Below are 20697 nucleotides of genomic sequence, written 5' to 3'. Positions count from 1 at the left end.
TGTCGCCCCGGATCCGCTCGCGCGCCGGACACCGATGGCCTACCCTGCGCGGGTGACCAGCCCTCAGGACGAGCCGAAGACCCAGAACCTGTTCACGGAGTCCGGGTACTACGAGGCCACGGACACCGCCAGCACCAGCATGCTCTCCGACGTCGAGGACCGGCCGTCGCCGCCGGTCAACCGGTACCACGGCGGGATCGACTTCGGCCTGCTCGTGCTGCGGCTCGTGCTCGGCGCGATCCTGGGCGCACACGGGCTGCAGAAGGTGTTCGGGCTGTTCAACGGCCCCGGGATCGACGGCACCGCGCGGATCCTGGAGTCGGTGGGCTACACCGCCCAGCCGACGCTGCTCGCGTGGGTCACCGGGCTGAGCGAGCTGATCGGCGCGGTGCTGATCGTGCTGGGTCTGTTCACGCAGATCGGGGCGGCCGCGCTGCTCGGCGTCACCGCCAACATCGTGTACGTCCAGTGGCACGGCGGGCTCTTCGAGCCGAGCGGCTTCGAGTTCGAGCTGCTGCTGGCGGCCGTGGCGTTCACCCTGCTGTTCACCGGCTCCGGCCGGATCGCCCTGGACGTCAACACCCCGTGGCGGCGCCGCCCGGTGCCGTTCGGGGTGTTCTTCTTGCTGATCGCCGCCGCGGCGGCGGTGGTGGTGATCGTGCTGGCGCGATAGGTGTCGTGACCTGACAGGTCGTAGACGTTTGGCCAGTCGGGTGGGTGGCCTGCCGGGGCTGTTTGGGCGTTGGGTGTTGTAGTGGTGAAGCCATCCGGGCAAGGCGTCGAGCCGTTGGGGTGGGGTCAAGCAACCGGCGGCGGTTCAGGCCGAGCCGCAGTAGGTATCGGCCGACGGTGCGGACCGAGATGGTGATGCCTTCGGCGGTCAGTACTTGTGCTGTCGGCGCAGCTGCTCGATCCTGGCCACCACCTCGGTTGGGGTGGCGTCGCCAGCGGTTGACCCACTTGCTGGCGCATTGGTGGAGCTATCCGGGCAAGGCGTCGAGCCGTTGGGCGTTGGTAGTCCAGGGTTGCGCGGTGATGCCGCGCCGGCGGACCAGGCCACGGCGCGGTGCAGGAAGGCGGTGGCGGTGGCGTCACGTTCGTCCGGGAGGCTTCGACGTAGGCCAGGTGCTCGCCCGGGGCGCGGCGCTCGTAGCGGATACCGTTGTGCCGCCAGGTCACGACAGCTAGCAGCGCACAGCGAAGGGCCCCGGCTGCGACCAGCCGGGGCCCTTGCTCTTCCTGACTTACTTGTTCGGGTCGCGCACCGCGCCGGTGTCGGCCGAGGTGGCCATCCGGGCGTAGGCGCGCAAGGCCGCGGTCACCGGGCGCTGGCGTTCCGCCGGCTGCCACGGCCGCTCCGACGCCTCCATCTTCGCGCGGCGTTCGGCCAGCACGTCGGCGTCCACCAGCAGCTCCAGCTTCCGCTCGTGCACGTCGATCAGGATCTGGTCGCCGTTTTCCACCAGGCCGATCGTGCCGCCGGACGCGGCCTCCGGCGAGATGTGCCCGACCGAGATGCCCGACGAGCCGCCGGAGAACCGGCCGTCGGTGATCAGCGCGCACTTCTTGCCCAGCCCGGCGCCCTTCAGGAACGCCGTCGGGTGCAGCATCTCCTGCATGCCCGGCCCGCCGGCGGGACCCTCGTAGCGCACCACGAGCACCTCACCCGGCTGGATCTGCTTGCCCAGGATGACCGAGACGGCCTCCTCCTGGCTCTCGACCACTCGGGCCGGCCCCTGGAACCGCCACAGCTCCTCGTCGATACCAGCGGACTTGATCACCGCGCCGTTCTCGGCCAGGTTGCCGCGCAGCACCGCGAGCCCGCCGTCCTTGCTGTAGGCGTGCTCGATGTCGCGGATGCAGCCGTTCGCCGCGTCCGTGTCCAGCTCGGTCCAGCGGTTGGACGTGGAGAACGCCTCCGTGGTGCGGACCCCGCCCGGTGCGGCGTGGAACAGCTCGATCGCTTCCTCGGACGCCGACCCGCCCCGGATGTCCCACTTGGACAGCCACTCGTCAAGGGAAGAGGAGTGCACAGCAGTGACATCCCGGTTGAGCAGCCCGGCCCGGTTCAGCTCGCCCAGGATCGCCGGGATGCCACCGGCCCGGTGCACGTCCTCCATGTGGTAGTCGGAGTTCGGCGCGACCTTCGACAGGCACGGCACGCGGCGGCCGATCGCGTCGATGTCGGAGATCGTGAAGTCGACCTCGCCCTCCCGCGCCGCGGCCAGGATGTGCAAAACCGTGTTGGTCGAGCCGCCCATCGCCATGTCCAGCGCCATCGCGTTCTCGAACGCCTTGCGGTTGGCGATCGAGCGGGGCAGCACGCTGTCGTCGTCCTCGCCGTACCAGCGCTTGCACAGCTCCATCACGGTGCGGCCGGCGTCCTCGAACAGCTTGCGGCGCGCGGCGTGCGTGGCCAGCGTCGAGCCGTTGCCAGGCAGCGACAGGCCCAGCGCCTCGGTCAGGCAGTTCATCGAGTTCGCGGTGAACATGCCCGAGCACGACCCGCACGTCGGGCACGCGGACCGCTCCACAATGGACAGCCCGTCCTCGTCGACAGCGGGGTTGGCCGAGGCGGAGATGCTGGTGATCAGGTCCGTGGGCGCGTGCGCGACACCGTCGACCACGACCGCCTTGCCGGCCTCCATCGGCCCGCCGGAGACGAACACCACCGGGATGTTCAGCCGCATCGCGGCGTTGAGCATGCCCGGCGTGATCTTGTCGCAGTTGGAGATGCAGACCAGCGCGTCGGCCTGGTGCGCGTTGACCATGTACTCGACGGAGTCGGCGATGATCTCGCGCGAGGGCAGCGAGTAGAGCATGCCGCTGTGCCCCATGGCGATGCCGTCGTCCACCGCGATCGTGTGGAACTCGCGCGCCACGCCACCGGCCTCGCGGATCGCCCCGGCCACGATGTCGCCGAGGTCCTTGAGGTGCACGTGCCCGGGCACGAACTGGGTGTAGGAGTTGGCGATCGCGACGATCGGCTTGCCGAAGTCGCCGTCGGTCAGCCCGGTGGCCCGCCAGAGGGAGCGGGCGCCCGCGGCGTTGCGGCCGTGGGTGGTTGTTCGGGAACGCAGAGCAGGCATGTCCGCCAGATTACGCCCGGCCGCCGTTGTCCCGTTCAACCGGCGGCGCATCCCACACCGAATCCGGCGCAGCCTTCACTCCAGTGGGAGAAACCGCAGGTCAGCGCATTGTCTCAGGGAGTGAGAACCGGCGTAACCGGGCGCAATGGCGTCGGATACGCGGTTGAAATACGCGATTCCTAGTTTTCCGGCACCTGAGGGAAGGGATCGGATATGGGCGTTCGCGCGATCGGCGGTAACACCGCGGTGATGCCGTGGAGACCGGGCGGCAAAGCCCGTTCCCTAGCGTCGCCGGGAATGAGGACCCAGCACCGGCGCGGCGAAGGGCGGGCCCACGACGTGCGCCGCCTGCGGGACATGATCCGAGCGGCCGTCCAAGGCGGCAGCTACCCCGGCGGGCAGCTGCCCACCGAAGCCGAGCTGATGGCCGCCCACGGGGCCTCCCGCGCCACCGTCCGCGAAGCTCTTTCCCTGCTGCGCGCCGAAGGGCTGATCGAACGCACCCAGGGCATCGGCACGCACGCGGTCGTCCGGCCGGCCGACGAGAAACTCGTCGAGGCCCACGGGGTGATCCGGCCGGACCAGCACAGCCTGCTCAACCGCCGGACCCGGCCCCGGCTGCTCGACCGGTCCGAAATCGCCGCGCCCGCGCTGGTCGCCGACCGGCTCGGGGTGCCGGCCGGGACCCCGTGCCTGCGGCTGGAGTACGTCGCGCTCCACCAGGAGGAGCCGATCTGGCTCGCCACCAACTACGCGCTCTTCCCCGAGGCGGCGCGGCTGCGCGACAGCCCGTTCGTCACCGACTGGTACGCCCTCATGGCCGAGGCCGGTGTCGAGTTCGGACAGTCCGAGTTCATCATCGGCGCCGAGCCGGCCGACCCGCTCGTCGCCGCGGTGCTGGGCATCGCGCCCGGCGCGCCCGTCCTGGTCACCGAGCAGACCATCGCCGACGCCGCCGGGCGCCCGTTCGACCTGGCCTTCGTCCACATCCGCGCCGACCGGTTCCGGTTCGTCTCGCGCGGCACCCGATTCCCCGGGAGGGAAGCGTGATCCAGACCGTCACCGACGCCGCCGCCGCGCTGCGCGCGGGCGCCACCACGTCCGTCGCGCTCACCGAGGCCGCGATCGCCGCCGCCGACCACCGCGACGCCGAAATCGGCACCTACCTGCACCGACTCGACGACTACGCGCTCGAGCGGGCCGCAGCGGCCGATGCCGAGCTGGCCCGCGGCGTGGACCGCGGCCCGCTGCACGGGATCCCGTTCGGCGTCAAGGACATCATCGCGATGGCCGAGGGCCCGACGACCGCGCAGAGCCTGGTCCTCGACCCGGCGTGGGGCGCGGGCCGGGACGCGCCAGTCGTCGCCCGCCTCAAGGCCGCCGGCGCGGTGATCACGGGCAAGACCTCGACGATGGAGTTCGCTTGCGGCATGCCGGACGACACCAAGCCGTTCCCCGTGCCGCGCAACCCGTGGAACCCGGACACCTGGCCCGGCGGGTCCAGCTCCGGCACCGGCAGCGGGGTGGCGGCCGGAATGTTCCTGGCCGGGCTGGGCACCGACACCGCGGGCAGCATCCGCATCCCGGCGGCGTTCTGCGGCGTCAGCGGCCTGATGCCGACGTTCGGCCGGGTGCCGAAATCCGGGTGCGTGCCGCTGGGCTACAGCCTCGACCACATCGGGCCGCTCGCCCGCTCGGCGCAGGACTGCGCGGCCGTGCTGGAGGTGCTCGCCGGACTCGACGCGAGCGACCCGGACTGCGTGGACGCGCCGTTCACCGCGCCCGCCTTCGACGGCGACCTGACCGGGCTGCGGATCGGCGTGGTGCGCGAGGGCCACTTCCCGGACCACGCGGATCCGGCGCTGGTGAGCACGTTCGACGCCGCGGTCGCGGTGCTCGCCGAGCAGGGCGCGACGCTCGTCGAGGTGACGCTGCCGTACCGGACCGAGATGATCACCGCGGACCTGGTCACGATGGGCTGCGAAGCGCTGGCCTACCACCGCAACGACCTGGGCGGCCGCTGGGACGACTACTACGCGGCGACCCGCGCGATGCTGGTGACCGGCGCGATGGCCTCCGGCGCCGACTACGTGCAGGCCCAGCGGGTGCGCCGGGTCGCGCAGGACGCGCTGGCCCGGTTGTTCGAGACCGTCGACGTGATTGCCGCGCCCACGGCCGCGGTCGGGGCGCCGACCTTCGCGAGCATCACCACGCCCGGCGGGGGCGTGGACGTCGCCGATCTGTTCTCGCTGATCTTCACGCCCTACTGGGACAGCGTCGGCAACCCGGTCCTGGCCGTGCCGATGGGGTTCACCGCCGACGGCATGCCGTTGTCGCTGCAGCTGGCCGGTCCCGCGTTCGGCGAGGCGGCGATCCTGCGGGCCGGCGACGCGTTCCAGCAGAGCACCGACTGGCACCTGCGCGTGCCGCGGCCGGCCGGCGTGGCCGCGGCCTGAGAGGAGAGAACATGGACGACCTGACGATGGTGCGCGGCCTGCTCGCCGCCGCCGGCCTCACCACGAGCGAGGCGGAACTCGCCGCCTACGTCCCGGCCTACACCGGGCAGCGCGCCGCACTCGACGCCCTCTACGCGGTGCCGGAGGCCCGCTACACCGACCCGGCGCTGCGCTTCCGCGCCGGCGCCCGGATCGAGGACTGGGCCCGCTAGTCCGTCGCCGCGTCCGGGGACTCGGGGTCCACGTCGTCGGTCAGGCCGCTCGGATCCTTCATGCGGCCCTCGCTGACCAGCGAGATCACCGGCAGGTGCCGGGTGCGCACCGACGGCAGCGCGACCTCGCTGCCGTCGGTCAGCACGGCCCGCACCTTGGCCTTGTCGTTGATCGCCAGGCCCTTGAGCGCCGACCACGGCATCTCGCGGTGGCCGAACACCGTCCGCACGCTCAGGCCGCGCGCCGAGGCGACCGTGCGGGTGCGCAGCACGTAGACGAACAACCCGATCGGGACGACGTACATCAGCCACAGCCCCGGCACGTCGGCGAAGGCGGCGGGGATCATGCAGACCGCCAGGAACACGACGGCGAGCAGGGTGATCAGCGGGACCCGGAAGATCGCCTTCCGGCCCTCGTGCTGCGTTTCGGCCACGCCACCATGGTGCCTTCCGCCGCCCGGGACACCTCCGCCGGGTGTGCCCAGTATCCGGGATCACGATCCCGCAGAGTTGACACCATCTGGCGCGACCCGTTAACGTCAGCGCCGTGACACCGCAGATTGGCCTCGTACTTTTCCCGCGCGTCGACGCGTAGGGACCGATCGAGCCCGCCTGCGTCGACGCGCGACCCTCGTGCGACCTACCAAGGTCGGCGGGGGTTTTTTGTTGCCCACGCCTTGCCAGACCCGACCACCTGACGAGAAGCCCGACGAGACCCACGAGGCAGAACTGATGACAAGCGCCACGTCGCGATCGGACACGAAATCCGGAGGAACTCCGGCCGCCGCGTCGCCAGCCCAGCTCGGCAACCGCCCCAAGCCCGCCCCGCCCGCCGGCACGCCGGTCCGGGTGACCGGTGCGCAGTCGCTGGTGCGGTCGCTCGAGGCGATGGGCGTGGAGGTGGTCTTCGGGATTCCGGGCGGCACGATCCTGCCGGCGTACGACCCGCTTCTGGACTCGACCAAGGTGCGCCACGTCCTCGTCCGCCACGAGCAGGGCGCGGGGCACGCGGCCACCGGGTACGCGCAGGCGACCGGCAAGGTCGGGGTCTGCATGGCGACCTCCGGCCCCGGCGCCACCAACCTGGTCACCCCGCTGGCCGACGCGAACATGGACTCCGTCCCGGTCGTCGCGATCACCGGCCAGCAGACCCGGGCGCTGATCGGCACCGACGCCTTCCAGGAAGCCGACATCTGCGGCATCACGATGCCGGTCACCAAGCACAACTTCCTGGTCACCGACCCGATCGACATCCCGAGGGTGATCGCCGAGGCGTTCCACCTGGCCTCCACCGGCCGTCCCGGCCCGGTCCTGGTCGACATCCCCAAGGACGTGCTGCAGGAGACCACGTCGTTCTCCTGGCCGCCGGAGATGCACCTGCCCGGCTACCGGCCCACGCTGCGCCCGCACGGCAAGCAGGTCCGCGAGGCCGCGAAGCTGATCGCGCAGGCCCGCCGCCCGGTCCTCTACGTCGGCGGCGGCGTGATCAAGGCCCAGGCGCACGAGCAGCTCAGGCGGCTGGCCGAGCTGACCGGCATCCCCGTGGTCACCACGCTGATGGCGCGCGGCGCGTTCCCCGACTCGCACCAGCAGCACCTGGGCATGCCCGGCATGCACGGCTCGGTCGCCGCGGTCGCCGCGATGCAGCGCGCCGACCTGCTGGTGGCGCTGGGCGCGCGCTTCGACGACCGGGTGACCGGTCAACTGTCGTCGTTCGCGCCGGAGGCCAAGGTCGTCCACGCCGACATCGACCCGGCCGAGATCTCCAAGAACCGCAAGGCCGACGTGCCGATCGTGGGCGACTGCGCGGAGATCATCACCGAGCTGATCGACGCGGTGAAGGCCGAGACCGAGCGCCTCGGCGAGCCGGACCTGGCCCCGTGGTGGACGCAGATCGACGCGTGGCGCCAGACCTTCCCGGCCGGCTACGAGTGGCCCAGCGACGGCACGCTGTCGCCGCAGTACGTCATCGAGCGCATCGGCCAGATCGTCGGCCCGGACGCCGTCTACGCCGCCGGGGTCGGCCAGCACCAGATGTGGGCCGCGCAGTTCATCAAGTACGAGCACCCGCGCACCTGGCTCAACTCCGGTGGCCTGGGCACCATGGGCTACGCGGTCCCGGCCGCGATGGGCGCCAAGTTCGGCGTGCCGGACAAGCAGGTGTGGGCCATCGACGGCGACGGCTGCTTCCAGATGACCAACCAGGAGCTGGCCACCTGCGCCATCGAGGGCGCGCCGATCAAGGTCGCCGTCATCAACAACGGCAACCTGGGCATGGTCCGCCAGTGGCAGAACCTCTTCTACGCCGAGCGGTACTCCAACACCGACCTCGGCACCCACAAGCACCGCATCCCGGACTTCACGCTGCTGGCCGAGGCGCTGGGCTGCGCCGGCCTGCGGTGTGAGACCAAGGACGAGGTCGACGACGTCATCCGCCGCGCGATGGAGATCAACGACCGGCCGGTGGTGATCGACTTCGTGGTCGGCAAGGACGCCCAGGTCTGGCCCATGGTGGCGGCAGGCACCGGGAACGACGAGATCATGGCCGCGCGCGGCATCCGCCCGCTGTTCGAAGACGACGAGGTTTCGCAGTGACCACGCATACGCTGTCCGTGTTGGTGGAGAATGTCCCCGGGGTGCTCGCCAGAGTCGCCGGGTTGTTCTCCCGCCGCGGTTTCAACATCGAGTCCCTCGCCGTCGGGCCCACGGAAAACCCCGAGGTGTCCCGGATGACGATCGTGGTCGCCGTTGAGGAGCTACCGCTCGAACAGGTGACCAAGCAGCTCAACAAGCTCGTCAACGTCATCAAGATCGTGGAGCTCGAGCCCGTCTCGTCGGTGCAGCGCGAACTGCTGCTCGTCAAGGTCCGGGCCGACGCCACCGTGCGCAGCCAGGTCCTCGAGACCGTCCAGCTGTTCCGTGCGAAGGTGGTCGACGTCTCGCCCGAGGCGCTCACCATCGAGGCCACCGGCACCGGTGACAAGCTCAGTGCCCTCCTGCGCATGCTCGAGCCCTATGGCGTGCGTGAGATCGTGCAGTCCGGCATGGTCGCGGTCGGCCGGGGTCCCCGGTCGATCACCGCCTCCGCGCCCCGCTGAAGTTTTTTAGAACCGAAAGGAATCAGTTCCCCTCATGTCTGTCGAAATCTTCTACGACGACGACGCCGATCTCAGCATCATCCAGGGTCGCAAGGTCGCGGTGATCGGCTACGGCAGCCAGGGCCACGCGCACGCGCTGAGCCTGCGCGACTCCGGGGTCGATGTGCGCATCGGTCTTCCGGAGGGGTCGAAGTCGCGCGCGAAGGCCGAGGAGGAGGGCCTGCGGGTGCTCACCCCGGCGGAGGCGTCCGCCGAGGCCGACCTGATCATGATCCTCGCGCCGGACACCAAGCAGCGCTTCATCTACAGCGAGGACATCGAGCCGAACCTGAAGGACGGCGACGCCCTCTTCTTCGGCCACGGCTTCAACATCCGCTACGAGCTGATCAAGCCGCCGGCCAATGTGGACGTGGCGATGGTGGCGCCGAAGGGCCCGGGCCACCTGGTCCGCCGCCAGTTCGTCGACGGCAAGGGCGTGCCCGCCCTGATCGCGGTCGAGCAGGACGCCTCCGGCAACGCGCAGGCGCTCGCGCTGTCCTACGCCGCCGCCATCGGTGGCGCCCGCGCCGGCGTCATCAAGACCACCTTCAAGGAGGAGACCGAGACCGACCTGTTCGGTGAGCAGGCCGTCCTCTGCGGTGGTGCCTCCGCGCTGGTGCAGACCGGGTTCGAGGTGCTGACCGAGGCCGGTTACGCGCCCGAGATCGCCTACTTCGAGGTGCTGCACGAGCTCAAGCTCATCGTCGACCTCATGTACGAGGGCGGCATCGCCCGGATGCGGTACTCGATCTCCGACACCGCCGAGTACGGCGACCTCACCCGCGGCCCGCGTGTCATCACGCCCGCGGTGAAGGAGGAGATGCGCAAGATCCTGGGCGAGATCCAGGACGGCACCTTCGCCCGCGAGTGGGTCGGCGAGGACGAGACCGGCCGCGCCACCTTCCGCAAGCTGCAGGAGGCCGGCGAGCAGCACCCGATCGAGGAGACCGGGAAGAAGCTGCGTGGCCTCATGTCGTGGGTCGACCGGCCGATCACCGAGACCGCCTGAGTTTTCCGCGGCAGCAGGGACCGCTCCGGGGTGCGCCCCCGGAGCGGTCCCTTCTTCGTCGCGGAGTTACCGTGAGCGCGTGGACGACAAGGCGCGGGTTCGCGAGGAACTGGATCTCACCGGCGCCAGGTGGCAGGCGACCGGCGGTGAACTGGAGTTCGCGCACGTCGAGCACACCGACGGCCTCGTCTACACGGCGCTGCGGAAGGCGACCGACCCGGACGGCACGGTCCTGGTCTTCACACCGTCCGAATGGGACGCGTTCGTGGCCGGCGCCCGCGACGGCGAGTTCCACGACCTGGCGGGCCTGAGCGCCGACTGACCGGCCGCGGTCAGAGCACGAGTTCGGCCAGCCGCCGCCAGCCGGCCAGGGGCAGGCCGGGCTCGTCGGTGATCACCTGCAGGCACACGTGGTCCGCGCCCGCGTCCAGATGGGCCTTGACCCGGCCGGCGATCTCCTCCTCGCCGATCGCGATGACCGACTCGACCAGCCGGTCGCTGCCCGCGAGATCGTCGTCGGTGAAGCCGAGGCGCTTGAGGTTCACGCGGTGGTGCTCGGCGCTCTCCAGGTAGAAGCCCACCTCCGCGCGGGCGATGTCCAGGCCGCGAACCCGGTCCAGCACCACGCCCTGCTCCACCGCGAGGTAGGCGTGCGGCCCCATGATCTCCCGCGCCAGCGCGGTGTGCTCGGGTGGCACGAAGTACGGGTGGGCGCCGTCGGCGCGTTCGGCGGCCAGCCGCAGCATCCGCGGTCCCAGTGCGGCGAGCAGCCTGCGCGGCGGTGGCACGGGCTCGGGGCTGGTGAACTCGGCCGCGTCCATTTCGTCCAGGTACGCGCGGATGCTCTCGACGGGGCGCGCGCCGCGCGCGTGCCCGCCCAGGCCCAGCGTGAACCGGCCGGGATAGGCCTCGGCCAGGGCACGCGCCCCGCCCGCGACACCGGCCGGGCTGCGCCGGTCGAAGCGGGCGACGCCGGTGGCGACCGTGATCCGGGACGTGGCGCCGAGCAGCAAAGCCGCCTGGGTGAGCGCCTCGCGGCCCGGGTACTCGCCGAACCACAGGCCGTCGAACCCGAGTTCCTCGATCTCCGCGGCGGCCTCGCGCACCTGGCCGATCGGCGCGGCGTCGAAGGCGAAGGTCCAGATACCGACGCTCACGCGGCCACCCCCAGCAGCACCGGCGCCAGCCGGGCGAGCTGGTCCACCGCGCCGGGCAGGTCGGTCGCGGTGGGGGAGATCAGCACCTGATCGGCGCCCGCGTCGAACTGTTCCCGCACCCGCCGCGCGATCGCCTCCTCGTCGCCCCAGGCGACGGCCGCGTCCACCAGCCGGTCGGACATCTCGTCGTAGCCGAATTCGCGCCACGCCCGGGCATAGGCCTCGGCCCGCAGGATCTGGCTCGCCGACGACCGCGCCTTCGCGCGCGCCACTTCCGGATCGGTCTCCAGCAGCACCGACTGGTGCGGGATCAGCAGCTTGCCCGGACCGAGGATCTCCCGCGCGAACGCGGTGTGCCGCACGGGCATGGCGAACGGGTGCGCGCCGTCGGCGGCGTCCCGGGACAGCTCCAGCATCCGCGGCCCGATCGCGGCCAGCACCCGGGGGAACGGCGCGGCCGGCGGGTTGGCCGCCGCCTCTTCGTCCATCCGGGACAGGTACTCCCGCATCCCGCGCAGTGGTTTCGCGAACGACTGCCCCAGGCTCGCGGCCTGGAAGGGGTGCCCGACCCCCAGTCCGAGCACGAACCGCCCGGGATGGGCCTCGGCGACGGTGCGCGCCGCGGCCTGTGCGGTCACCGCGGGCCGCGACCACACGTTCGCGATCCCCGTGCCCACCGTGATCCGCCCGGTCGCGCCGAGGAACACCGCGGACCGGGCGAACGCGTCGCGCCCGCCGACGGTCTCGCCCATCCACACCGAGGCGTAGCCGAGCGCGTCGAGCCGCGCCAGCTGCTCCCGTTCCACCTCGGCGGTCGCCGGGTGACCGCCGTAGAGCCAAACACCGACTGAAGTCATCGAAAACCTTTCGGAGGGGTCCTCCGGATCACTCTACGAAGGCAGCCTCCGGTTTGTCACGCCTAAAGTGGATCGTGATGAACAGCACCCGACCCCTGCGCGCCGACGCCCGCCGCAACTACGAGCGGCTGCTGGCGGAGGCCAACACGGCGTTCGCCGAGTTCGGCGTGGACGCCTCGCTGGAGGAGATCGCGCGCCGGGCCGGGGTCGGGATCGGCACGCTCTACCGGCACTTCCCGACCCGGGAGGCGCTGCTGGTCGCCCTGCTCGGCGAGCGGTTCGAGGCGCAGGCCCGCACGGCCGAAGAACTCCTCGAAGACCGGGACCCGCTCGCCGCCCTGCGCACCTTCGCGCGGAGCCTGCTCGGCGCCGCCACCACGTTCCGCGGCCTGGCCGACGCGACCGCCGACGCGCTCAACGACGAGACCTCCGACCTGCACGCCGCCTGCGCCGGGATGCGCGCGGCCGTCGCCCGGTTGGTCGCCCGCGCGCAGGAATCCGGACAGCTGCGCGCGGACCTCGAGCCCGACGAGGTGTTGCTGATGGTGCACGCGGCGGGCTGGGCCGGCGAGCACGCCGGTGACCCGGATCGGCTTCTCGATCTCGTTTTCGCCGGGTTGCGCTCCCGTTAACGGCCCCGGTGAGCAGCGCGACTAGACTCGCGGGCGTCGTTTGAGCCCAGCCGCGTCCACGGGAGCCCCATCGTGACCAACCCCAGCAAGCCGGTCGTCCTCATCGCCGAAAAGCTCGCTCCGTCCACGCTGGCCGTGTTCGGTGACGAGGTCGAGGTCCGGCACGTGGACGGCACCGACCGCCCCGCGTTGCTGGAGGCCGTGAAGGCCGCCGACGCGCTGCTGGTCCGCTCCGCGACCAAGGTGGACGCCGAGGTGCTGGCCGCGAGCACGCGCCTGAAGGTCGTCGCCCGGGCCGGCGTCGGCCTGGACAACGTCGAGGTCCCGGCCGCCACCGAGCGTGGTGTGCTCGTGGTCAACGCGCCGACCTCGAACATCGTCTCGGCCGCCGAGCACGCCGTCGCGCTGCTGCTCGCCGTGGCCCGCCGCATCCCGGCCGCCGACCAGAGCCTGCAGGGCGGCGCGTGGAAGCGCAGCTCGTTCAGCGGCGTCGAGCTGAACGGCAAGACCGTCGGCGTGGTCGGCTTCGGCAAGATCGGCCAGCTGTTCGCCGCGCGCCTGGCCGCGTTCGACACCAAGATCATCGCCTACGACCCCTACGTCTCGGCCGCCCGCGCCGCCCAGCTGGGCGTCGAGCTGGTGAGCCTGGACGAGCTGCTCCAGCGCGCCGACGCGATCTCGATCCACCTGCCCAAGACCCCGGAGACCAAGGGCCTGATCGACGCCGAGGCGCTGAAGAAGACCAAGCCGGGCGTGATCATCGTCAACGCCGCGCGCGGTGGTCTGGTCGACGAGGAGGCGCTGGCCGAGGCCATCCGCAACGGTCACGTCGGCGGCGCCGGGATCGACGTGTTCGTCACCGAGCCGACCACCGAGAGCCCGCTGTTCGGCCTGCCCAACGTCGTGGTCACCCCGCACCTGGGCGCCTCGACCGCCGAGGCGCAGGACCGCGCGGGCACCGACGTCGCCCGGTCGGTGCTGCTGGCGCTGCGCGGCGACTTCGTGCCGGACGCGGTGAACGTCGCCAGCGGTGGCGTGGTGGGTGAGGAGGTCCGCCCGTACCTGCCGCTGACCCAGAAGCTGGGCACCGTGCTGGCCGCGCTGAGCCAGAAGGCGCCGTCGGCGGTCACCGTCGAGGTGCGCGGCGAGCTGTCGTCGGAGGACGTCAGCGTGCTGTCGCTGGCCGCGCTGCGCGGCGTGTTCTCCGGCGTGGTCGAGGACCAGGTCACGTTCGTCAACGCGCCGCGCCTGGCCGAGGAGTTCGGCGTGCGCACCGAGATCGTCACCGAGCCGGAGAGCCCGAACTGGCGCAGCCTGGTCACCGTGCGCGCGGTGCACGACGACGGCAGCGTGCTGTCGGTGTCGGGTTCGGTCACCGGCAACAACCAGGTGGAGAAGCTGGTCGAGGTCAACGGCCGCCACTTCGACCTGCGCGCCGAGGGCCACATGCTGCTCCTGGAGTACCCGGACCGGCCGGGCATCATGGGCCGCGTGGGCACCCTGCTGGGTGAGGCTTCGATCAACATCGAGGCGGCGCAGATCAGCCAGACCACCGACCGGTCGGACGCGGTGATGATCCTGCGCGTCGACCGCGAGGTCGACTCCCACCTGCTGGAGCCGATCGCGGCGACCGTGGGCGCCCGCACGATTCGCGCCATCACGTTCGCGTAACGCGGACTACCTCCCAAAGTCGGATTACTCCGATCCGCTCTAGGCGTTTCGCCGGGGCACGGGCTAAGTTCGCACCCTCGCCTTGATCCGGAGTGAGGGTGCGAACAAGCATGAGAAACAGGACCCGGCGGTCGCTCGCCGCCGTCTTCGCCGCCGCGCTCGCCGCGACCGGTTTCGCGTCGGGCAGCGCGGCGGCCCAGGACGAGCCGCTCGCGGCGGCCAAGCCCGTCGCCAAGGTCGCCGAGGACGGCCTGCGGGGCAAGCTGTCCCCGCGCCTGGCGTCGGCCTCGGGCCGGACGACCGCGTTCATCGAGCTGACCCAGCAGTCCGCGGTGGACGCCTTCAACGCCGAGCGCGGCGCCGGCAAGGACCGCGCCAAGCAGGCGGCGAACAGCGCCAAGGCCGGGGTCGCCGGGGTGGTGAACTCCGTGCTGGGCCAATTGCGGTCGCTCGACGCCGGCACCGAGGTCCTGTACTCGACCGCGAACGCGGTGTCGGGTGTGGTGGTGACCGCCGACGCCGCGAAGATCCGCGAACTGGCCGCCCGGCCCGACGTCGCGTCGATCCGCACGGTCGTGCCCAAGACGCGCAGCAACAACAGCGCCGCGCAGCTGACCAACACGCTCACCGCGTGGCAGCAGACCGGCCGCCTCGGCGACGGCATCAAGGTCGGGGTCATCGACGACGGCATCGACTACACCCACGCCGACTTCGGCGGCCCCGGCACGAAGGCGGCCTACGACTCGGTCGACCGGACCGCGCCGACGCCGCTGTTCCCCAACGCCAAGGTGGTCGGCGGCACCGACCTGGTCGGCGACGACTACGACGCAGGCACCGAGGGCGCGGACACCCCGAAGCCGGACCCGAACCCGATCGCCTGTGGTGAGCACGGCACGCACGTCGCCGGCACCGTCGCCGGGTACGGCGTCAACGCCGACGGCAGCACCTTCACCGGCGACTACTCGAAGCTGACCGCCGACTCGCTGAACGCGATGAAGATCGGCCCGGGCATGGCGCCCAAGGCCGCGTTGTACGCGATCAAGGTGTTCGGCTGCGAAGGCTCCACCGACGTCACCTCGCAGGCCCTGGACTGGGCGCTGGACCCCAACGGCGACGGTGACTTCGACGACCACCTCGACATCGTCAACCTGTCGCTGGGCAGCGACTTCGGCGCGCCGGACGACCCGGACTCGCTGTTCGTGCGCAAGCTCGCCGCGAACAACGTCCTGTCGGTGATCGCCGAGGGCAACGGCGGAGACCTCTACGACGTGGGCGGCTCGCCGGGCAACACGCCCGAGGCGCTGACCGTGGCGTCCAGCCGGGACGTGTCGGTCTTGCGCGACGCGGCGGACGTGACCGCCCCGGCCGGGATCGCCGGCCCGAAGGGCGGCCAGTACAGCCAGAACTACACCGGCTACGACACCCTCGACCGCACGTCCGCGGTGGCGAAGGTGTCCGCGGCCAACGCCGACGGCTGCGCGCCCTACTCCGACGCCGACAAGGCCGCCGTCGCGGGCAAGTTCGCGTGGCTGGAGTGGGACGACAACGACGCCACCCGCGCCTGCGGTTCGGCCGCGCGCGCCAACAACGCGCAGGCCGCCGGCGCCACCGGTGTGCTGCTGTCGTCCAGCCTGGAGCACTTCGCCGCCGGCATCGCGGGCAACTCGGCCATCCCGATGTTCCAGTTCACCGCCTCGGCGACCAGCCAGATCCGCCCGGCGCTGGACGCGGGCACGCTGACCGTCCGCCTCTACGGCGCCGGCCGCGCGAGCCTGCAGACCTACGACCCGGCCATCGTGGACACCCCGAGCTCGTTCACCTCGCGGGGCGTGCGCGGGCCGGCCGTCAAACCGGACGTGTCCGCGCCCGGTGACACGATCTCCTCGGCCCTGCGCGGCAGCGGCAACAACCGCACGGTCCTGTCCGGCACGTCGATGGCCACGCCGTTGACCGCCGGCATCACCGCGCTGCTGCGGCAGGCGCACCCGGACTGGTCCGTCGAGGAGATCAAGGCCCTGGTGATGAACACCGCCGGGCACGACATCGTCGCCGACGGCAAGACCTACGCGCCGCAGCGCGTCGGCGCCGGACGGGTGGACGCGCAGGCCGCGCTGAACGACCAGGTGCTGGCCTACTCGCGGGACGACCGGGGCGCGGTCAGCGTGACCTTCGGCACCGTCGAGGTGGACCGGCCGGTCACGCTCACCAAGACCATCCAGGTGGTCAACAAGGGCAGCAACTGGGCCCGCTACAACGTGGCCTACGAGGGCATCACCAACCTGCCCGGCGTGCAGTACCAGCTGTCGGACCGCTCGGTGACGGTCCCGCCGCGGGGCACCGCCTCGGTTCGCGTCACCCTGCGGATCACCGACCCGACCGCGCTGCGCAAGGTCATCGACCCGACCGTCGCGACCGAACAGGCCGGGATGGCCCGCCAGTTCGTCGCCGACGCCTCCGGCCGGGTCGTGCTCAGCCCGCCGCCCGGCGGCAACACCCCGTCGCTGCGCGTGCCGGTCTACGCGGCGCCGAAGCCGGTGTCGGCCATCGACACCCCGCGGTCGCTGAACTTCACCGGTGACACCGCGCGGTTCACGCTCACCGGCCGCGGGGTCGACCAGGGCACCGCCAGCCAGCGCTACGAGTCGTTGATCAGCGTCCTGGAGCTGCAGGGCTCCTCGCCGCGGCTGCCCGAGTGCCGTGGCCGGCTGACCGACGGCTGCACGATCAACGAGACGGCCAAGGGCGGTGACCTGCAGTACGTCGGCGCCGCGTCGACCATCGCGCAGGCTCGGCAGGAGGGCCACGCCGACCAGGCGCTGCTCGCCTTCGGGATCTCGACCTGGGGCAACTGGGCGAACCTGGGCAGCAACACGATCCCGTTCGTCGACATCGACACCACCGGCGACGGGGTGCCGGACTTCGAGTCCTACGTCACCAAGGCCAGCGGCACCGACGTCTGGCTGGTCAACACCGTCGACCTGAACGCCGAGGGTTTCCCGAGCGTGGACATCCAGGCGGTCAACGGGCAGCTCGGTGACGTGGACACCAACGTGTTCGACACCAACGTCGTGCTGCTGCCGGTCAGCATCGCGGCGCTGGGCATCGATCCGAACGCGGCCTCGCACAAGATCAGCTACACCGTCGGCACCACCGGCTACTACGTGGCGCCCAGCAGCGAGAACGGCCTCATCGACGCCATCGGCACGCCGATGACGTTCGACGCGCTCGCGCCGGGCTACTCGGTCTCCGGCGCCGTCGGCACCGCGCTGAGCTACTCGGCGAAGCCGGGCACCGCGCTGGTCGTCACCCGCAACCCGGCGTCGACCGACACCGTGCTCGGGCTGCTCGCGCTGAAGCACCACAACGGCAACGGCAACCGGGTGAGCGTGATCCGGGTGAACGGGGGGTCGCTGGGCTGACGACCGGGGTGAATCCACCGTCCGGGTGTCTCACTTGTCGGGAGATTCCGTCATAAGGGTGGTGCCGCTTCGGCTCATTGGCGACAGCCGGTAACCTGCCGTCGCTGGAGTATGTGGGCAAACGGGCGCGAACGAGCGCCCTGGCCCTGATCGACGGAGGTGTCTGATGCGGCTGGCGGTGATCCCAGGTGATGGGATCGGACCCGAAGTGATCACCGAGGCCCTGAAGGTACTCGGCGAGGTCGCTCCGACAGTGGAGTACACGAACTACGACCTCGGCGCGGCCCGCTGGCACGCCACCGGCGAACTGCTCCCCGAGTCGGTTCTGGGCGAGCTCCGGCAGCACGACGCGATCCTGCTGGGCGCGGTCGGCGACCCGACCGTGCCCAGCGGGATCCTGGAGCGGGGCCTGCTGCTGCGCCTGCGGTTCGAGCTGGACCACCACGTGAACCTGCGCCCGGCCAAGCTGTACCCGGGCGTGCGCGGCCCGCTGGGCGACCCGAACGCCGAGATCGACATGGTGGTCGTGCGGGAGGGCACCGAGGGCCCGTACGCGGGCAACGGCGGCCTGCTGCGCAAGGACACCGAGCACGAGATCGCCACCGAGGTGAGCGTCAACACCGCGTTCGGCATCCGCCGTGTGGTGTCGGACGCGTTCAAGCGGGCCGAGGAGCGGCCGCGCAAGCACCTCACGCTGGTGCACAAGACCAACGTGCTGCTGCACGCCGGGTCGCTGTGGTCGCGGATCGTCGAGGAGGTGTCGCTCGAGCACCCGGAGGTCACGGTCTCCTACTCGCACGTCGACGCCGCCACGATCCACATGGTCACCGACCCGGGCCGCTTCGACGTGATCGTCACCGACAACCTGTTCGGCGACATCATCACCGACCTGGCGGCCGCGGTCACCGGCGGCATCGGCCTCGCCGCCAGCGGGAACCTGGACATCACGCGCCGCAACCCGAGCATGTTCGAGCCGGTGCACGGCAGCGCGCCGGACATCGCCGGGCAGGGCATCGCCGACCCGACCGCCGCCGTGCTGTCGGTGTCGCTGCTGCTGGACCACCTGGGCCAGCGCGAGGCGGCCCGCCGCATCGAGGCGTCCGTCGCGTTCGACCTGGCCACGCGCGACCAGGCCAACCCGGGCACCACCCAGGCGATCGGCGACCGCCTGGCCGCCCTGGTCTCGTCGAACACGCGACCCGTCGCCTGATCGTTTCGTCCCGCCGCGGAGGCCATCCCCGATCCCGGGGGTGGCCTCCGCCGCGTTCGTTGCCCTTTCACGCACCGTTGTGGCATGATGCGCTCATGGCTTCTTTCGCCGTGATCATTATCGGCAGGCGCGCCGGGTAGTGTCCGCATCGGACACCTGGCGCGCAGACCTCTCGCATCCGCGGGAGGTTTTTTTGTTGCCCGTGAAGCCTCCCACCACGCATTGGAGATGACCGTGACCCGCACGGAGCCAGCCGGATTGCCGCTCGGTGACGACTTCCACCTGTACGACACGACGTTGCGGGACGGCGCCCAGCGCGAAGGCATCTCCTATTCGGTGGCGGACAAGCTCGCCGTCGCACGCCTGCTGGACGAGCTGGGTGTGGGTTTCATCGAGGGCGGCTGGCCGGGCGCGCTGCCGAAGGACACCGAGTTCTTCGCCCGCGCCGCGGACGGGGAGTTGATCCTCAAGCACGCGGCGCTGGTCGCGTTCGGATCGACCCGCAAGGCCGGCACGAAGGCATCGGAGGACGCCCAGGTGCGGGCCCTGCTCGATTCGCGGGCGCCGGTGGTGACGCTGGTGGCGAAGTCCGACCGGCGGCACATCGAGCGCGCGCTGCGCGTCGACGTCGACGAGGCCTGCGCGATGGTGGCCGACACGGTGTCGTTCCTGGTGGGGGAGGGCCGTCGCGTCTTCCTCGACGCCGAGCACTTCTTCGACGGCTACGCGTTCGACCCGGACACCGCCCTGCGCGTGCTGGAGGCCGGCTACACCGCGGGCGCCGACGTCGTCGTGCTGTGCGACACCAACGGCGGCCAGCTGCCGCTCGGGATCGCCGACACCGTGCGGGAAGTCGCCGCGCGCACCGGGTTCCGGCTCGGCATCCACTGCCAGGACGACACGTCCTGCGCCGTGGCCAACAGCATCGCGGCGGTCCAGGCCGGCGCGACGCACGTGCAGTGCACCGCGAATGGGTACGGGGAGCGGGCCGGCAACGCCGACCTGTTCGCCGTGACGGGAAACCTCGTGGCCAAGCTCGGCATGGACGTGCTCCCGACCGGGGCCGCGGCCGAGCTGACCCGCGTCTCCCATGCCCTTGCCGAAATCGCGAACATCGCCCCCGACACCCACCAGGCCTACGTCGGGTCGTCGGCCTTCGCCCACAAGGCGGGGCTGCACGCGAGCGCGATCAAGGTGGATCCGTTGTTGTACAACCACATCGATCCGTCTTCCGTCGGCAACGACATGCGGGTCCTGGTCACCGAGATGGCCGGCAGGGCCAGCCTGGAGCTCAAGGGACGTGAGCTCGGGGTGGACCTTGCCGGCCGGCCGGACGCGGTCACGAGCGTGGTGACGAAGGTGAAGGAGCTGGAGGCCGGGGGCTGGTCGTTCGAGGCCGCCGACGCGTCGCTGGAACTGCTGCTGCGCAAGGAGGTCGACGGCCCGGTCGAGCCGCCGTTCACGCTCGAGTCCTACCGCGTGGTGCTGGACCACCGCGGCGACGGCGAGGTGATCTCGGAGGCGACGGTGAAGGTGCACGTGGCGGGGGAGCGGGTGATCGCCACCGCCGAGGGCAACGGCCCGGTGCACGCGCTGGACGAGGCGCTGCGGAAGGCGCTGTCCCCGTTCCTGTCCTGGTTGGACAGTGTCGAGCTGGCCGACTACAAGGTGCGCATCCTGCCCAGCCACCCGGGCAGCGACGCGGTCACCCGGGTACTGCTGAAGTCCAGCGACGGCGACCAGGAGTGGACGACGGTGGGCGTGCACGGCAGCATCGTGGAGGCGAGCTGGCTCGCCCTCTGCGACGCCTTGGTGCACAAGAGCCTGCGCGGATAGCGGCGGGCGCGG

The 20697-nt window shown here is 71.3% G+C and carries 17 protein-coding genes and 1 pseudogene; 13 read left to right on the top strand and 5 right to left on the bottom strand.

Annotation, left to right across the window (positions count from 1 at the left end):
* Window positions 1–52: 52 nt before the first annotated feature.
* Window positions 53–673, top strand: a complete 621-nt coding sequence (locus IE290_RS27380; RefSeq protein WP_229874731.1) for a DoxX family protein — start codon at window positions 53–55, stop codon at window positions 671–673.
* 94 nt (window positions 674–767) lie between these two features.
* On the opposite strand, the pseudogene IE290_RS27375 reads toward IE290_RS27380, so the two are convergent.
* Window positions 768–940, bottom strand: a pseudogene (locus IE290_RS27375) (IS481 family transposase); the annotation flags it as partial.
* A gap of 304 nt (window positions 941–1244) precedes the next feature.
* The gene (ilvD, locus tag IE290_RS27370) at window positions 1245–3089 is read right to left on the bottom strand and encodes a dihydroxy-acid dehydratase (protein ID WP_191247583.1); all 1845 of its coding nucleotides are present in this window, start codon (window positions 3087–3089) and stop codon (window positions 1245–1247) included.
* Between the two features lie 297 nt (window positions 3090–3386).
* Here ilvD and IE290_RS27365 point away from each other — a divergent pair, with 297 nt between their 5' ends.
* The 3 genes from IE290_RS27365 to IE290_RS27355 are packed head-to-tail and all read left to right on the top strand — an operon-like array spanning window position 3387 to window position 5757.
* Window positions 3387–4139, top strand: coding sequence for a GntR family transcriptional regulator (locus IE290_RS27365; RefSeq protein WP_229874730.1), 753 nt, complete (start codon window positions 3387–3389; stop codon window positions 4137–4139).
* The gene (locus IE290_RS27360) at window positions 4136–5545 is read left to right on the top strand and encodes an amidase (protein WP_191247582.1); all 1410 of its coding nucleotides are present in this window, start codon (window positions 4136–4138) and stop codon (window positions 5543–5545) included. Before IE290_RS27365 ends, IE290_RS27360 begins: the two co-directional genes overlap by 4 nt.
* A gap of 11 nt (window positions 5546–5556) precedes the next feature.
* Complete coding sequence (locus IE290_RS27355) at window positions 5557–5757, top strand: hypothetical protein (protein WP_191247581.1); 201 nt, start codon at window positions 5557–5559, stop codon at window positions 5755–5757.
* Here the strand turns inward: IE290_RS27355 and IE290_RS27350 are convergent.
* Window positions 5754–6191, bottom strand: a complete 438-nt coding sequence (locus IE290_RS27350; protein ID WP_191247580.1) for a PH domain-containing protein — start codon at window positions 6189–6191, stop codon at window positions 5754–5756. The genes IE290_RS27355 and IE290_RS27350 overlap by 4 nt on opposite strands.
* A 298-nt stretch (window positions 6192–6489) precedes the next feature.
* On the opposite strand from IE290_RS27350, the gene IE290_RS27345 reads away from it, so the two are divergent.
* The 4 genes from IE290_RS27345 (at window position 6490) to IE290_RS27330 (ending at window position 10225) form a co-directional block, all read left to right on the top strand.
* Window positions 6490–8352 (top strand): acetolactate synthase large subunit, encoded by a 1863-nt coding sequence (locus IE290_RS27345; protein ID WP_191247579.1) that lies wholly within the window; start codon window positions 6490–6492, stop codon window positions 8350–8352.
* A complete protein-coding gene (ilvN, locus tag IE290_RS27340) occupies window positions 8349–8855 on the top strand; it encodes an acetolactate synthase small subunit (RefSeq protein ID WP_191247578.1) in 507 nt (168 codons plus the stop codon). The genes IE290_RS27345 and ilvN overlap by 4 nt, the downstream gene beginning before the upstream one ends.
* Window positions 8856–8889: 34 nt before the next feature.
* Window positions 8890–9903 carry a ketol-acid reductoisomerase gene (gene ilvC / locus IE290_RS27335; protein ID WP_191247577.1) on the top strand — a complete coding sequence of 338 codons (1014 nt, stop codon included), beginning with the start codon at window positions 8890–8892 and terminating at the stop codon, window positions 9901–9903.
* Between the two features lie 79 nt (window positions 9904–9982).
* A complete protein-coding gene (locus IE290_RS27330) occupies window positions 9983–10225 on the top strand; it encodes a DUF397 domain-containing protein (RefSeq protein ID WP_191247576.1) in 243 nt (80 codons plus the stop codon).
* 10 nt (window positions 10226–10235) lie between these two features.
* On the opposite strand, the gene IE290_RS27325 is transcribed toward IE290_RS27330, so the two are convergent.
* Window positions 10236–11060, bottom strand: a complete 825-nt coding sequence (locus IE290_RS27325; RefSeq protein WP_191247575.1) for a TIGR03620 family F420-dependent LLM class oxidoreductase — start codon at window positions 11058–11060, stop codon at window positions 10236–10238.
* Window positions 11057–11917, bottom strand: coding sequence for a TIGR03620 family F420-dependent LLM class oxidoreductase (locus tag IE290_RS27320; protein WP_191247574.1), 861 nt, complete (start codon window positions 11915–11917; stop codon window positions 11057–11059). Before IE290_RS27320 ends, IE290_RS27325 begins: the two co-directional genes overlap by 4 nt.
* 77 nt (window positions 11918–11994) lie before the next feature.
* Here IE290_RS27320 and IE290_RS27315 point away from each other — a divergent pair, with 77 nt between their 5' ends.
* The 5 genes from IE290_RS27315 (at window position 11995) to cimA (ending at window position 20685) form a co-directional block, all read left to right on the top strand.
* Complete coding sequence (locus IE290_RS27315) at window positions 11995–12549, top strand: TetR/AcrR family transcriptional regulator (protein WP_191247573.1); 555 nt, start codon at window positions 11995–11997, stop codon at window positions 12547–12549.
* 72 nt (window positions 12550–12621) lie between these two features.
* Window positions 12622–14220 (top strand): phosphoglycerate dehydrogenase, encoded by a 1599-nt coding sequence (serA, locus tag IE290_RS27310; protein WP_191247572.1) that lies wholly within the window; start codon window positions 12622–12624, stop codon window positions 14218–14220.
* A gap of 110 nt (window positions 14221–14330) precedes the next feature.
* Complete coding sequence (locus IE290_RS27305; protein ID WP_191247571.1) at window positions 14331–17639, top strand: S8 family serine peptidase; 3309 nt, start codon at window positions 14331–14333, stop codon at window positions 17637–17639.
* Between the two features lie 166 nt (window positions 17640–17805).
* Window positions 17806–18849, top strand: a complete 1044-nt coding sequence (locus IE290_RS27300; RefSeq protein ID WP_191247570.1) for a 3-isopropylmalate dehydrogenase — start codon at window positions 17806–17808, stop codon at window positions 18847–18849.
* A gap of 234 nt (window positions 18850–19083) precedes the next feature.
* Window positions 19084–20685, top strand: a complete 1602-nt coding sequence (gene cimA, locus IE290_RS27295; RefSeq protein WP_191247569.1) for a citramalate synthase — start codon at window positions 19084–19086, stop codon at window positions 20683–20685.
* Window positions 20686–20697 lie beyond the last annotated feature (12 nt).

The organism is Amycolatopsis deserti, from assembly GCF_014653945.1.
Taxonomy (GTDB): domain Bacteria; phylum Actinomycetota; class Actinomycetes; order Mycobacteriales; family Pseudonocardiaceae; genus Amycolatopsis_E; species Amycolatopsis_E deserti.
Note: the sequence above shows the minus strand (reverse complement) of the source record. Positions and strands in the feature narration are given on the sequence as shown.